Source organism: Nocardioides psychrotolerans, from assembly GCF_900113685.1.
Classification (GTDB): Bacteria; Actinomycetota; Actinomycetes; order Propionibacteriales; family Nocardioidaceae; genus Nocardioides; species Nocardioides psychrotolerans.
The window spans coordinates 179,848-193,961 of record NZ_FOQG01000001.1; the positions used below are offsets into that span (position 1 = coordinate 179,848).

Annotated in this window: 14 protein-coding genes; 2 read left to right on the forward strand and 12 right to left on the reverse strand. The window is 71.8% G+C overall.

Annotated features, from left to right (window positions below; genetic code table 11):
- Positions 1 to 2: 2 nt before the first annotated feature.
- From BM204_RS00815 to glmS, 8 genes are all read right to left on the reverse strand, one after another.
- Positions 3 to 461: a GNAT family N-acetyltransferase gene (locus BM204_RS00815; RefSeq protein WP_246165778.1), complete on the reverse strand. Its 459-nt coding sequence runs from the start codon at positions 459 to 461 to the stop codon at positions 3 to 5.
- Positions 458 to 1,093 (reverse strand): tRNA (adenosine(37)-N6)-threonylcarbamoyltransferase complex dimerization subunit type 1 TsaB, encoded by a 636-nt coding sequence (gene tsaB, locus BM204_RS00820; RefSeq protein ID WP_091109624.1) that lies wholly within the window; start codon positions 1,091 to 1,093, stop codon positions 458 to 460. The genes BM204_RS00815 and tsaB overlap by 4 nt, the downstream gene beginning before the upstream one ends.
- A 22-nt stretch (positions 1,094 to 1,115) precedes the next feature.
- Entirely contained in the window at positions 1,116 to 2,009 is an 894-nt protein-coding gene (gene tsaE / locus BM204_RS00825) for a tRNA (adenosine(37)-N6)-threonylcarbamoyltransferase complex ATPase subunit type 1 TsaE (protein ID WP_091109625.1), read from the reverse strand.
- Entirely contained in the window at positions 2,006 to 3,094 is a 1,089-nt protein-coding gene (locus BM204_RS00830; RefSeq protein ID WP_091109627.1) for an alpha/beta fold hydrolase, read from the reverse strand. Before BM204_RS00830 ends, tsaE begins: the two co-directional genes overlap by 4 nt.
- Positions 3,091 to 4,272 carry an alanine racemase gene (gene alr / locus BM204_RS00835; RefSeq protein WP_218031111.1) on the reverse strand — a complete coding sequence of 394 codons (1,182 nt, stop codon included), beginning with the start codon at positions 4,270 to 4,272 and terminating at the stop codon, positions 3,091 to 3,093. The genes BM204_RS00830 and alr overlap by 4 nt, the downstream gene beginning before the upstream one ends.
- A 36-nt stretch (positions 4,273 to 4,308) precedes the next feature.
- The gene (locus BM204_RS00840) at positions 4,309 to 5,712 is read right to left on the reverse strand and encodes an NAD(P)H-hydrate dehydratase (protein ID WP_091109630.1); all 1,404 of its coding nucleotides are present in this window, start codon (positions 5,710 to 5,712) and stop codon (positions 4,309 to 4,311) included.
- Positions 5,713 to 5,942: 230 nt separating this feature from the next.
- The gene (locus tag BM204_RS00845) at positions 5,943 to 6,296 is read right to left on the reverse strand and encodes a holo-ACP synthase (RefSeq protein WP_091109632.1); all 354 of its coding nucleotides are present in this window, start codon (positions 6,294 to 6,296) and stop codon (positions 5,943 to 5,945) included.
- Between the two features lie 19 nt (positions 6,297 to 6,315).
- Positions 6,316 to 8,160: a glutamine--fructose-6-phosphate transaminase (isomerizing) gene (glmS, locus tag BM204_RS00850; RefSeq protein WP_091109634.1), complete on the reverse strand. Its 1,845-nt coding sequence runs from the start codon at positions 8,158 to 8,160 to the stop codon at positions 6,316 to 6,318.
- Positions 8,161 to 8,226: 66 nt separating this feature from the next.
- Between glmS and coaA the strand changes: the two genes are divergently transcribed.
- Complete coding sequence (coaA, locus tag BM204_RS00855) at positions 8,227 to 9,213, forward strand: type I pantothenate kinase (RefSeq protein ID WP_091109636.1); 987 nt, start codon at positions 8,227 to 8,229, stop codon at positions 9,211 to 9,213.
- A gap of 45 nt (positions 9,214 to 9,258) precedes the next feature.
- Here coaA and BM204_RS22460 read toward each other — a convergent pair whose 3' ends face one another.
- From BM204_RS22460 to rplM, 4 genes are all read right to left on the reverse strand, one after another.
- Positions 9,259 to 9,945 (reverse strand): DUF8017 domain-containing protein, encoded by a 687-nt coding sequence (locus BM204_RS22460; RefSeq protein ID WP_091109637.1) that lies wholly within the window; start codon positions 9,943 to 9,945, stop codon positions 9,259 to 9,261.
- 171 nt (positions 9,946 to 10,116) lie between these two features.
- Positions 10,117 to 11,463 (reverse strand): phosphoglucosamine mutase, encoded by a 1,347-nt coding sequence (gene glmM, locus BM204_RS00865; RefSeq protein ID WP_091109639.1) that lies wholly within the window; start codon positions 11,461 to 11,463, stop codon positions 10,117 to 10,119.
- A gap of 15 nt (positions 11,464 to 11,478) precedes the next feature.
- The gene (rpsI, locus tag BM204_RS00870) at positions 11,479 to 11,979 is read right to left on the reverse strand and encodes a 30S ribosomal protein S9 (protein ID WP_091109640.1); all 501 of its coding nucleotides are present in this window, start codon (positions 11,977 to 11,979) and stop codon (positions 11,479 to 11,481) included.
- Between the two features lie 33 nt (positions 11,980 to 12,012).
- Positions 12,013 to 12,456 (reverse strand): 50S ribosomal protein L13, encoded by a 444-nt coding sequence (rplM, locus tag BM204_RS00875; protein WP_091109642.1) that lies wholly within the window; start codon positions 12,454 to 12,456, stop codon positions 12,013 to 12,015.
- A gap of 280 nt (positions 12,457 to 12,736) precedes the next feature.
- Between rplM and BM204_RS00880 the strand changes: the two genes are divergently transcribed.
- Complete coding sequence (locus tag BM204_RS00880; protein WP_091109643.1) at positions 12,737 to 14,026, forward strand: citrate synthase; 1,290 nt, start codon at positions 12,737 to 12,739, stop codon at positions 14,024 to 14,026.
- Positions 14,027 to 14,114: the final 88 nt, after the last annotated feature.

Genomic DNA, 14,114 nt, shown 5'->3' on the forward strand with positions numbered 1-14,114 from the left:
GCTCATCCTCCCCCGCAGGCGGGACCGAGCGCACGTCGCATCACCACGGCGGTCGCCCCGTCACGGTAGTAGCGCGGGCGACGGGAGACCTCGACGAACGAGCGGGCGGCGTAGAACGCCAGGGCCGGGGCGTTGGTCTCGCGCACCTCGAGCAGCACCCGGTCCGCTCCCCCGTCGCGGGCGAGGGCCACCACCTGGTCCAGCAGCGCCGAGGCGAGGCCACCGCGGCGCAGCCCGGGTCGGACAGCGATCCGCTGGAGCTCGGCGATGTCGGCCACGACGCTGGCGACGGCGTAGCCGGCCAGCGCACCGTCCTGCTCCGCCACCACGTAGCTGATGGTCGGGAGGGCGCCGAGGACCCCTTCGCGGACGAGCCCCTCCGACCATGCGTCGATGCCCAGGGCCTCGTCCTCGAGGTCCGCGATCGCCGTGACGTCGTCGGGGGTGGCGTTGCGGATCACGAGACCTTCTTGGGCGCGCGCGGCGGTTCGGCGTCGGGGCGGCGGAGGTACATCGGCTCGGGGTCGCAGAGCTCGGCGAGCTCGTCGGTCACCACGCGGGCCAGCCAGCCGGCGCTCGGCCGCGTCGCCCCGGTGTGACCGGGGAAGTCGCTGGGGTAGAGCGTGCCGCCCTCACCGATCACGGGCAGGTCGGTGGCCAGCGTGGCCGGCTTGTCGACCACCGGCCCCGCGAGGCGGGCGCCCTCGGCGTCGTACGACGCGAGGTAGACCTCCTTGCGGCGGGCATCGGTGGCCACGACGAAGTCGCGCCCCTCCAGCCTCACGGCTGCCTCGGCGGCGAGGACGTCGAGCGAGCAGACGCCGTAGACGGGGATCTCGAGGACGAAGCCGAGCGTGCGGGCGGTGACCAGGCCGACGCGCAGACCGGTGAACGGGCCGGGTCCGACACCGACCCCGATCGCGGTCAGGTCCTGGCGGACGATGCCGGCCTGCACCATGGCCTGCTCGATGAGGGGGGCCAGCTGCTCGCCGTGCTTCATCGCGAGGCCGGAGACGAGCTCGACGACCACGTCCTCCCCGTCGTGCAGCGCGACGCTGACGGTGGGCGAGGCAGTGTCGAACGTGAGGAGCACGGGACGAGGGTAGCCGCGCGGCTCAGGAGACCCAGCGGGTGCCGATGCCGACGACCTCGACGTGGCGCGGGTCGAGCTCACCCTCGGCCTCCTCCTCGGAGCGGCTGATGCGCACCTCGAGGCGGGAGTCGGCCAGTGTCTCGGCCATCCCCTCCCCCCACTCGACGACGGTGACGACCTGGTCCAGGGAGGTGTCGAGGTCGAGGTCGTCGAGCTCGGCCATGCCGCCGAGACGGTAGGCGTCGACGTGGACGAGGTCGGGCCCACCTCGCAGGGACGGGTGGACGCGGGCGATGACGAACGTGGGCGACGTGACCCCTCCACGGACCCCGAGACCCTCGCCGAGCCCCTGGGCGAACGTGGTCTTGCCGGCACCCAGGCCGCCCGAGAGCACCAGCAGGTCACCGGCGCGGAGGTCGGCGCCGATGCGGGCACCCAGCGCACGCATGTCGTCGGCGGTGGGCACGTCGTAGAGGCGCGGGAGCGGGCGCGAGAGCTCGACGTAGGGGGTGCGGCGGTCGGCCTGGGCGAAGCCGCGGCGCTCCCAGAAGGCGATGTTGCCGGGCAGCTCCTCCCGGGCCAAGACCGTGAGCCGGGCGCGGCCGATCCACGCCTCGACAGCGGTGTCGACCATCGCGGCGGCGACGCCGTGGCCCTGCGCGGCGGGGAGCACGCCGAAGCGACGCAGGTAGACGGTGTCGCCGACGGGGTCGAAGAGCAGCGTGCCGACGGCCTCGCCGTCGACGCGCGCCACCAGGCCGCCGTTGAGGGCGAGCCGGGTGGCGATCGAGGAGACGGTCTCGAGCAGCGCGTCGGCGGGCGGGTCGAGGGCCGGCCGGTTGCTGAAGGCCTCGCGGATGATGTGGTGGACCGCCTCGGCCGACTCGTGACCGACGCGGCGGACGCTGAGGCTCACCGCTGCGCCGCCCGTGCGGTGGCCGCCGTGATCAGCTGGTCGAGCTCGGCAGTCACCTGGTCGTGCCTCTCGATGGGGAGCATGTGTCCCGCACCCTCGCACTCGAGCAGGCGCGAGCCCGCGATGCGCTGGTGGAGCTTGCGGCTGTGGCCGATCGAGGTCAGCTTGTCGGCGGTGCCGCAGAGGATCGCGGTGGGCACCCGGGAGAGGACCTCGACGGCGTGGAACTTGTCGAGGCGGCTGAAGCTCGGGAAGAACTCGGCCACGACCTCGAACGGCGTCTCGGAGAGCATCTCGTCGACGAACTCCACGTAGGCGGTAGGCACCTCGTCGCCGAAGGCGAAGAGGTCGGTCGCGACCATCGCGATCGCCCGGCCTGCGCGACGCAACCCGTCGACGGCGAGGTGGCCACGGTGCAGCGTCCTGACGGCCTGGTGGGTGACGCGGCCGCCGAGGCGGCCGGGGACCATCGGCAGCAGGATCCGACCGACGTCCAGCCCGCCCGCCGTCGTCGACACCAGGGCGACGCCCACGACCCGGTCGCCGACCAGCTCGGGGAACTGCTCGGCCAGGGCCACGACCGTCATGCCCCCCATGGAATGGCCCACGAGGACCACCGGGCCGTCGGGCACGACCTCCTCGAGGATCTGCTTGAGGTCGCGGGCGAGCTGCTCGATGGTGGCGTTGTGCCGCGGCGAGCGGCCCGAGCGGCCGTGCGAGCGATGGTCGTAGAAGACCGTGCGCACCAGGCCGCGGTAGGCCGCGCGCTGGAAGTGCCAGGAGTCCAGGTTGAGGCAGTAGCCGTGGGCGAACACGACGGTCACCTCGGGGTCGGGCTGGCCGCGCCGCCAGCGACGCTTCGGCTCCGTCTCGAGCTGGGTGGCCTCGTCGACCTCGACATGGAGGGGCACACCGTCCTCGGCGACAACCGTCACCGGGGTGGAGCGCAGCGAGCCGAAGGCCGCGTCGGTGACCGAGCGCCCTCCCATCGCCCTGCTGCGGCGGACGACCCCGAACACCGTGCCGGCGGCGGCCAGGCCGAGGGCACCGGCGGCCGCGCCGGCGAGGCGGCCGGCGATGCTCATCGGGGCTTGCCCCTGGTCGCGGGCTCGCCCCTGGTCGCGGGGTCGGTGTCGACGTGGGTGCGCGTCATGCGGCCTCCGATCCTGGTGACGATCTCGTAGCTGATGGTGTCGCACGCCTCGGCCCAATCCTGCGCCGTGGGCTCGCCGTGGTGGCCGGGGCCGAAGAGCAGGACCTCGTCGCCGGCCTGGGGGGTGCTGTCGTCCCCGGGGCCCAGGTCGACGAGGAACTGGTCCATGCAGACCCGACCGCGGATCGGCCGTTGCGCGCCGCCCACACCGACCGAGGCGACGCCGCTCGCGTGGCGCGGCACCCCCTCGCCGTAGCCGGCGGGCACCAGGCCGACGGTCGTGGGCGTCGGGGCCGTCCAGGTGTGGCCGTAGGAGACGCTGTCGCCGGGGACCAGTGCCTTGACGAGAGCGATGCGGGCCCGGACCGTCATCGCGGGGACCAGGCCGAGGTCGGGCGTGTGTCCTGGCGCAGGGTCGAGGCCGTAGGAGGCGATGCCGCAGCGGACGGCGTCGAAGCGCGCGCTGGGGCGCAGGATCGCCGCAGCGGAGTTGGCCAGGTGCCGCAGCTCCGGGTGTAGCCCGGCCCCGTCGGCCAGGGCCAGCGCGTCGCGGAAGGCCTGCTCCTGCTGGTCGTTGGCCGGATGGGCGGGCTCGTCGCTGCAGGCGAAGTGCGACCACAGGCCGGTGACCTGCCACAGCCCTGCTTCCTCGCCGGCACGGGCTCGCGCGAAGAGCTCGCCCCAGGCCTCGCGGGGCGCGCCGCCGCGGGACAGACCGGTGTCGACCTTGAGCTGGACGCGTGCCGTGAGGCCGGCGCCCGCATGGGCGCTGGCGGCGGCGATCTCGTCGAGCTCGGCGACAGAGTAGGCGGTGACGTCGATGCCGGCGCGCAGGGCATCGGCGTAGGGCTCTCCCGGGACGGTCAGCCAGCACAGCAGCCGGCCCGTGTCGCCGGCGGCGCGCAGCCGGAGCGCCTCGTCGAGCGTCGCGACAGCGAGCCAGGTGGCGCCGGCAGCACGGGCTGCACCCGCGACCTCGGCCATGCCGTGGCCGTAGCCGTCGGCCTTGACCACCACGATCACCTCGACCCCCGTGGTCGCGCGCAGGACCCGCACGTTGTGCCGGATCGCGGCCAGGTCGACGACGATCTCGGCGCGGGCGGGGGTCATGGTCGACGATTCTTCCATCACGGGTGCCGGCACCCGTCAGGCGAGGAGCCGCCGCACCACGGCAGGCACCGCGCTGGCGACGTCAACGGCCACGATCGGGCCACCGTCGGAGGCCAGGGTGGCGGCGGCGCCGTGGACCCAGGAGCCGACCGAGGCGGCGTCGAAGGGGTCCAGCCCGGCGGCCAGCAGGGCACCGATCAAGCCGCCCAGCACGTCGCCGGCCCCGGCAGTCGCCAGCCAGGGGGTGCCGGTGGTGGTCACGCGGACCCGTCCGTCAGGTGCCGCGACGAGGGTGTGGCGGCCCTTGAGCAGCACCACGGCGTCGTACGTCATGGCCGCCCTGCGGGCGTGCGCGAGCGGCGCGGCCTCGATGTCGGCACGGTCGACGCCGGTCATCGCGGCGAGCTCGCCGGCGTGCGGGGTCAGGACGGCGGGACTCGTCAGGGGTGCGGTCACGTGGGCGAGCGCGTCGGCGTCGATGACGCACGGGACACCGCTTTCGCCGTCGCGGAGGACCGCGGCCAGCTCGGCCGCGGCGTGCGGGCCAGTGCCCGAGCCGACCACCCACGCCTGGACCCGGCCGTCGCCGACGACCTCCGGGTGGACGTCGCGCACGCGGGTCGCGACGGCGGCGTCACCGACGTAGCGGACCATCCCGCACAGCCCGGTCGAGGCACCCGCGACGCTGAGGAGTCCTGCACCTGGGTAGTCGCTGGAGCCGGCACGGATGCCGACGACGCCCCGGGTGTACTTGTGGGCCTGGGTGCCCGGGCGCGGCAGCAGCGCGGCCACGTCGACGGGCTGGAGCGCCTCGACATCGGCGGGTGGCAGGGCGAGCCCGAGGTCGACGAGGTGGACCGCGCCACAGGCCGCTGCGGCCGGGTCGACGAGGTGGGCCACCTTGTGGGTGCCGAAGGTGACCGTGACGTCGGCAGTCACGTGAGGTCCGGGCGTCTCGCCGCTGTCGACGTCGACGCCGGACGGGACGTCGACCGCGACGACAGGGAGGCCGGTGACCTGGTCGCGCGCCGCGATGGCATCGGGCTTCAGCCCCGGGCGTCCACCGATCCCGACGATGCCGTCGACGACCAGGTCGGTGCCGGGTGCGGGCCGGCTGGTCGCCGCGTCGAAGCGGCTCGACCGGCCGCCTGCGGCGCGCAGCGCCCGCTCCCCCTCCTCGTGCACCCGGTCGGCGAACGTCCAGGCCTCGACCTGGCAGCCACGTCGCGCGAGCACCGCCCCCGCGAACAGCGCATCGCCCCCGTTGTTGCCGGGGCCGACCAGCAGCAGCACGCGGCCGCCGTACGGCGAGCCGAGGAGGTCGATGATCGCCTGCGCCAAGCCGTGCGCGGCCCTGGCCATCAGCGCACCCTCCGGCATCCGCGCCAGCAGCACGTCCTCTGCCGCCCTGACCTGCTCGACGGTGTGTGCGTGCCTCATGGCGGCCACGCTAGTGGGGTCGGCTTCCGGGCGAGCCGGGCCCGGTGCATGACTACCCGGACATCCGGGGACCTTGGCGCTTGTCCGCCACTTCAACCGGGCAGTTCGGCGCGTACGTCGGTCCTCTCACGCTCAGCAGGCGGCCACGCTCGGCGAACTGCCGACATTCCGCCGGCGCCGGACGCGCCCGCCCCTGCCCTGCCCTGCCGCCTGGCGACCCGCAACCCGCGTCAGGACTCCAGCACCACGACGGCGGAGGCGATGCCAGCATCGTGGGAGAGCGAGAGGTGCAGGTGGGCGACGCCGAGCTGGGCGGCGCGCGCGGCGACGGAGCCGCGGATCTCCAGGAGGGGGCGACCGGAGTCCTGGGAGACGACCTCGGCGTCGTGCCAGTGCATCCCGCCCGGGGCGCCGAGGGCCTTGGCCAGTGCCTCCTTGGCCGCGAAGCGGGCGGCCAGCGACGCGAGGGGGCGGGTGGCCTCGGCCGGGGTGAACAGCCGCGCCGAGAGCCCGGGGGTGCGTGCCAGCGACTCGCCGAACCGCTCGATGTCGACCACGTCGATGCCGACGCCGATCACGGGCACGACGACTCCACCTCGCGACTCACTCGACCGTCACGGACTTGGCCAGGTTGCGCGGCTGGTCGACGTCGTGGCCCATGGCGGTGGCGAGCTCGCAGGCGAAGAGCTGGAGCGGCACGATCGCGACGAGCGGCTGGAGCAGGACGGGGACCTTCGGCAGCCGGATGAGGACGTCGGCGTAGGGCTCGATCTTGGTGTCGCCCTCCTCGGCGAGGCAGATCGTGCGGGCCCCCCGGGCGCGGACCTCCTGGATGCCGCTGATCATCTTCTCGTGGAGCTGGTCGCGACCCTGGGGTGGGACGACGCACAGCACCGGCATGCCCTCCTCGATCAGCGCGATCGGGCCGTGCTTGAGCTCCCCGGCGGCGAAGCCCTCGGCGTGGATGTAGGCGAGCTCCTTGAGCTTCAGCGCGCCCTCGAGCGCGACGGGGTAGCCGGCGTGGCGGCCGAGGAAGAGCACCGAGCGGGTGTCGAGGTGGGACCGCGCCAGCTCGTAGACCTGCTCGGCCGACTCCAGCACCGTCGCGATGTGGTCGGGCATCTCCTCGAGCTGGTGGACGATCTCGGTGATCTCGTCGCCGTAGCGGGTGCCCTTGACCTGCGCGACGTAGAGCGCCAGCAGGTAGCAGGCCACGAGCTGGGTGAGGAAGCCCTTGGTCGAGGCGACCCCGATCTCCGGACCAGCGTGGGTGTAGATGACCGCGTCGGACTCGCGCGGGATCGTCGAGCCGTTGGTGTTGCAGATCGCCAGCACCTTGGAACGCTGCGTGCGCGCGTGCCGGATCGCCTGGAGGGTGTCGGCGGTCTCCCCCGACTGGCTGATCGCGACGACCAGCGTGGAGTAGTCGAGGATCGGGTCGCGGTAGCGGAACTCCGAGGCCAGCTCGACCTCGACGGGCGTGCGGGTCCAGTGCTCGATGGCGTACTTGGCGACCATGCCGGCGTAGAACGACGTGCCGCAGGCGATGATGATGATCTTGGTGACGTCACGCAGCTCGTCGTCGGAGAGGCGCATCTCGTCGAGGTGCAGCAGCCCCGCCGGCGTACGACGGCCCAGCAGCGAGTCGGCGACGGCGCGCGGCTGCTCGAAGATCTCCTTGCGCATGAACCAGTCGTGACCATCCTTCTCGGCGGCCGAGAGGTCCCAGGTGACGTGGTAGCGCTTGCCCTCCGAGGGGTTGCCGTCGAAGTCGGTGACCTCGACGCCGTCGCGGGTGATGGTGACGACCTGGTCCTGGCCGAGCTCCATCGCCTCACGGGTGTGCTCGATGAACGCGGCGACGTCGGAGCCCAGGAAGTTCTCCCCCTCACCGATGCCCACGACGAGCGGGGAGTTGCGACGGGCGGCCACGACGCGCGAAGGGTCGTGGCTGTCGATCGCGACGAGCGTGAAGGCGCCCTCGAGCTGCCGGCAGACGCGCTGCATGGCGGTCGTCAGGTCGATGCCCGACTCCACCTGCAGCTCGAGCAGCTGGGCGGCGACCTCGGTGTCGGTCTCCGAGAGCATCACGTGGTCGTCGGCCTCGATGCGGTCGCGCAGCTCGGCGAAGTTCTCGATGATCCCGTTGTGCACGAGGGCGACCCGGCGCGCACCACCGGTGTGGGGGTGGGCGTTCACGTCGTTGGGAGCACCGTGGGTGGCCCACCGGGTGTGGCCGATCCCCGTTGTCGACGGGGGCAGCGGCGAGGCCGCGACCGCCTTCTCGAGGTTGGCGAGCTTTCCGGCCCGCTTGTCCGAGGCCAGCTCCCCGTCGACGACGAGGGCGATCCCGGCCGAGTCGTAGCCGCGGTACTCGAGGCGGCGCAGCCCCTCGATCACGACACCCTGGGCCTGCTGGGGGCCGACGTACCCGACGATTCCGCACATGGCTTCCACTCTAGAGGTGAGACGCCGCCACTCCGGCCAGGCGGGTGGCCTGCAACAATCGCCGCCATGTCGACAGGCGGGGGCCATCGCAACGGTGGCCCCGAGGACTCCCACCGCGAGTTCTCCCCCTACATCGAGCTCGACCGCTCCGCCTGGGCCGCGCTGGCCCATGAGACGACCAACCCGCTGACGACCGGCGAGATCCGCAGCCTGCGCGGGCTCGGCGACTCCCTCGATCTCGACGAGGTGCAGGAGGTCTACCTGCCGCTGAGCCGCCTGCTGAGCCTCTACGTCGAGTCGGCCGGCAAGCTGCACCGCGAGCAGGAGTCGTTCCTGCACCAGCGCACTCCCCCACGAACTCCGTTCGTGATCGGTCTGGCCGGGTCGGTGGCCGTCGGCAAGTCGACCACGGCGCGGGTGCTCCAGCAGATGCTGGCCCACTGGCCCGAGCACCCCAACGTCGCGCTGATCACCACCGACGGCTTCCTCTACCCCAACGCCGAGCTCGAGCGACGCGGCATCATGCAGCGCAAGGGCTTCCCCGAGTCCTACGACCGCCGCGCGCTGCTGCGCTTCGTCGTGGACATCAAGTCGGGCAAGGACGAGGTCGAGGCGCCGACGTACTCGCACCTGGTCTATGACGTCGTCGACGACCAGAAGGTCGTCATCAAGCGGCCCGACATCGTGATCATCGAGGGCCTCAACGTGCTCCAGCCCGCCCGGGTGCATGACGACGGCCGTGCCGGGCTCAGCGTCAGCGACTTCTTCGACTTCTCCGTCTACGTCGACGCGGGGACCAGCCACATCCGTGACTGGTACGTCGAGCGGTTCCTGCGGCTGCGCGAGACGTCGTTCCGCGATCCGGGCTCCTACTTCGCGAAGTACGGCGACCTCACGCACGAGGAGGCCGTGGCCGAGGCGACCCGGATCTGGGACGCGATCAACGGGCCCAACCTGGCCGAGAACGTCCTGCCCACGCGCTCACGCGCCACGCTCGTGCTGCGCAAGGACCGCGACCACTCGGTGCGCTACGTGCGGCTGCGCAAGCTCTGACAGGTCCCGTTCAGAGGCTCCGCTGGACCTCGAGGCAGTGCTCGGCTACCGCAGCACGCGCAGGCTCGCCAGGATCCGCCGGACGGTCGGGTCGGTGGCCGAGCGCGGACCCAGGTCGCGCACCAGCACCGCACTGACGACGCCGGCCCGGGTCACGGTGCTGACGACGTGGAGCTCCACCCGTGACGGGGTGCACGGGTCGCGGTCGCCCAACCGGATCGTCGTGCGCGAGACCGCGGCCGGGGCGCCGTCGGCGAGACGGGTCGTCGTACGACGGGAGCGGAGCGGGTCGCCCGCGATCCCGGCCGTCCACCGCATCACGAGTCGCCGATGGGCCGGTCGCAGACCGGTGCCGGCGAGCGGTGGGGTGAGCCCGACGAACGCGCGGTTGGACGGCGCCGCGCTCCCGACGCCCGGGCAGTAGCCGTCGTCCAGCACCGCCGGCCCCGTCACGCCGACGACCGGCCGGCCGTGGCCGTCGGCGTAGAACAAGGTGCCACCAGGAACGGTCCAGCCTTCCGACCGCGGCGGCACGCTGATCTCGGCGTACGACGATCGCAGGACCTCCCAGGTCGCCTCCGGCGCTGCGGTCATCACCCGGGCGGGCGCGTCCGGGCGTGCTGCGAGCACCACCGCCGCGCACCCGATCACGACCAGCGTCGCCGCGATCCCCAGCGGCACGACCAGGCGTGCCGCCACTCGGCCTGCGAGGTGCGCGACGAGGCTGGTCATCCTCCACGTCTACCGCTCGCCGACAGGGAGCGCGACCGCTCCTCCACAGGCTGCCGGGAGCGGGACGTGGACTGGGCGGGCGAGTCGGTTGCTTGAGGGGTGTTGCAACACCCCTCAAGCAACCGAGTCCCCGGACATCCGGGGACTCATGCAACGGGCAGCCGGCAGCCCTCAGAGAGCGAGCTGCCGCCGCACGACCCCGGCGAGGCGCTCAGCGACATCCCGGGCGAGCTCGGGGGTCGGCGCCTCGACCATGACGCGCACGAGGGCCTCGGTGCCCGACGGGCGCAGGAGGATCCGGCCGGTGTCGCCCAGCGCGTACTCCTCCTCGGCGACCGCCGCGGCGAGCACGGCGTCCTCGTCGGTGCGGGCCTTGTCGACGCCGGGGACGTTGATGAGGACCTGCGGCAGCCGGGTCATCACGCCCGCGAGGGAGGCCAGCGACTGGCCGGTCGTGGCCATGCGCTGGAGCACGTGGAGGGCGGTCAGGGCGCCGTCGCCGGTGGTGGCGTGCTCGCTCATGATCACGTGGCCGGACTGCTCGCCTCCGAGGGAGTAGCCGGAGACCCGCATGGCCTCGAGGACGTAGCGGTCGCCGACCTTGGTCTGGCGCACCCCGAGCCCGGCGGCCTTCATGGCCTGCACGAAGCCGAGGTTGCTCATCACGGTCGCGACGACGGTGTCCTTGACCAGCCGCCCGGTCTCGGCCATCGCGAGGGCGAGGATCGCGAGGATCTGGTCACCGTCGACGGTCTCACCTGCGGCGTCGACGGCCAAGCAGCGGTCGGCGTCGCCATCGAGGGCGAAGCCTGCGTCGGCTCCGTGCGCGAGGACGGCAGCACGGAGCGGGCCGAGGTGTGTGGAGCCGCAGCCGTCGTTGATGTTGAGCCCGTCGGGCGCGTCGGCGATGGCGATGACCTCGGCACCGGCCTGACGCAGCGCCAGCGGACCCGACTCGTAGGCGGCGCCGTGGGCGCAGTCGAGGACGACCTTGAGGCCTGCGAGCGGCCGGTCGAGGGTGGAGACCAGGTGGTCGACGTACTCCTCGACGGGAGTGCCGTAGGGCGAGACGCGGCCGACGTCGCCGGCCGTCGGGCGGACCCAGGGCCGTTCGAGGTGGGCCTCGATGTCACGCTCGACGGCGTCGCCGAGCTTGACCCCGCCGCGCGCCAAGAACTTGATGCCGTTGTCGGGCATCGGGTTGTGCGAGGCGCTGATAACCACCCCGAGGTCCGCCCCCAGCGACTGGGTCAGGTAGGCGACGCCGGGAGTCGGCAGGACCCGCAGGCGCAGCACGTCGACCCCGGCCGAGGCGAGCCCGGCGACGACCGCGTGCTCGAGGAACTGCCCCGAGATCCGGGTGTCACGACCGACGACCGCGAGGGGACGCTCCCCCTCGTAGTCTCCCCGGTCGACGAGGACACGCGCGGCTGCAACGGAAAGGTCCAGGGCCAGCTCAGCGGTGAGCTCACCGTTGGCCAGGCCCCGGACCCCGTCCGTGCCGAAGATGCGCGGCATTGCGCCCCTAGGCGATCAGCGCTTGCTGAACTGAGGCGCCTTGCGCGCCTTCTTGAGACCGGCCTTCTTGCGCTCGATGACGCGGGCGTCACGCGTGAGCAGTCCGGCCTTCTTGAGGGCCGGGCGGTTGGCGTCGGTGTCGATCCAGTTCAGGCACCGGGCCACGCCGAGGCGAAGCGCGCCGGCCTGACCGGTGATGCCGCCGCCGTGGATGCGGGCGATGACGTCGAACCGACCCTCGAGCTGCAGCTCGGCGAACGGCTCGTTCACCACCTGCTGGTGCAGCTTGTTGGGGAAGTAGGAGTCGAGCGTGCGGCCGTTGACCGTCCAGACGCCGGTGCCGGGGACGATGCGCACCCGGGCCACGGCCTCCTTGCGACGGCCGGTGGCCGCCGCGGGGATGATGGTCGCCGGGCGGGCGGGGGCGTCCGCGGACGGAGCGCTCTCGGAGCTGTAGGCAACGCCCTGCTCGTCGGTCTCGTAGGTCTCCTCGACCTCGGTGCTGGTGTCAGCCACTGTGTTCCTCAACCTTGCTTTCGACGTCGATGATTACTGGGAGATCTGCGAGATCTCGAAGGGGACGGCCTGCTGGGCCGAGTGGGGGTGGGTCGGGCCGCTGTAGACCTTGAGCTTCTTCATCAGCGCGCGACCGAGCTTGTTCTTGGGGAGCATGCCCCACACGGCCTTCTCGATCGCCTTGCGAGCGTCCTTGTCGAGGATCTCGCCGATCGGGGTGGAAGTCAGGCCGCCCGGGTAACCGGAGTGGCGGTAGGCCATCTTCGTCGTGCGCTTGGTGCCGGACAGGTGGACCTTCTCCGCGTTGACGACGATGACGAAGTCGCCGACGTCCATGTGCGGGGCGAAGATCGGCTTGTGCTTGCCGCGGAGGAGTGTGGCGACCTCGACGGCGAGGCGACCCAGGACGATGTCCTCGGCGTCGATGACGTGCCAGTCGCGCTGGATGTCGCCGGGCTTGGGGCTGTACGTGCGCAAGACGCTTCTACTTTCCTTCGTTCGTGGACCCGCCAGGATCGATCCCGGGGGTGGTGGTGCCGCAGCTTCTGACGAACACGGGCCGGCTTGCCACCGAGGTGGGGTCCGGCACTGCATCACGGTCTCGCAGGCGAGGTCGGGACGCGGCAGGAGTCGCGACCGGCAAGACTACGGCTCTCGCGCGTGGCGGGTCAAAACGACGTGGGCCGGAGCACACGTCGGTGGACGCTGATGGACACGGGTTAGCGCGCGCGTGGGACAGCGGTTTAGGTTGGAGCGCGTGACTGACTCTCTCACCGTCCGCGACAACCGCACCGGACAGGAGTACGACGTACCGATCCTCGACGGCACCATCAAGGCCGCCGATGTCGGGAAGATCCGCACAGCCGAGGGCGAGCCAGGCCTGGCCGTCTACGACCCGGGTTTCGTCAACACCGCCTCCTGCCGCAGTGCCGTGACCTTCATCGATGGCGACAAGGGCATCCTGGAGTACCGCGGCTATCCCATCGAGCAGCTGGCCGAGAAGTCCAACTTCCTCGAGGTGGCCTACCTGCTCGTCCACGGCACCCTGCCGACCCAGGCCGAGCACGAGGCCTGGGTGCACGAGATCACCTACCACACGTTCGTCCACGAGAACGTCAAGACGTTCATGCAGGGCTTCCGCTACGACGCGCACCCCATGGGCATGCTGATGGCGTCGGTCGGGGCGCTGTCGACGTTCTACCCCGACGCCCGCAACATCAGCGACGCCGACAACCGGCACATGCAGATCGTGCGGATGATCGCCAAGATGCCGACGCTGGGCGCCTGGGCCTACCGCCATGCCCAGGGCAAGCCCTACGTCTACCCCGACAACGACCTGAGCTACACCGCCAACTTCCTCTCGATGCTCTTCAAGATGAGCGAGTCGAAGTTCGAGGCCGACCCGCGCCTGGTCAAGGCCCTCGACGTGCTCTTCATCCTGCACGCCGACCACGAGCAGAACTGCTCGACCAACGCGGTCCGCTCGGTCGGCTCCTCGCAGGTCGACCCCTACTCGGCGGTCTCGGCGGGCGTGGGCGCCCTCTTCGGGCCGCTGCACGGTGGCGCCAACGAGGCCGTCCTGCGGATGCTGCGCCGGATCGGGTCCAAGGAGAACATCCCGGCCTTCATCGAGGGCGTCAAGAACGGCAACGAGAAGCTGATGGGCTTCGGTCACCGGGTCTACAAGAACTTCGACCCGCGCGCCACGATCATCAAGAAGGCCTGCGAGGACGTCTTCGAGGTCACCGGCGTCAACCCGCTGCTGGCGATCGCCCAGGAGCTGGAGAAGATCGCGCTCGAGGACGAGTACTTCATCAAGCGCAAGCTTTACCCCAACGTCGACTTCTACTCCGGCCTGATCTATGAGGCCTTCCAGTTCCCGCCCGAGATGTTCACGGTCCTCTTCGCCATCGGCCGCACCCCGGGCTGGCTGGCGCAGTGGGTCGAGCTCGTCCAGGACAAGGAGCAGAAGATCGCGCGACCCAAGCAGATCTACACCGGCGACCGCACGCTCGACTTCGTGCCCGCCTCCGAGCGCTGGGCCTGAGCCCTGCGCCTGAGCCGTAGCAACGCGGCCGACGTCGCGCCCGTCCGGGCGCTGACGGCGGCCGCGTTCGCGTCGGGCCCAGGCCCCG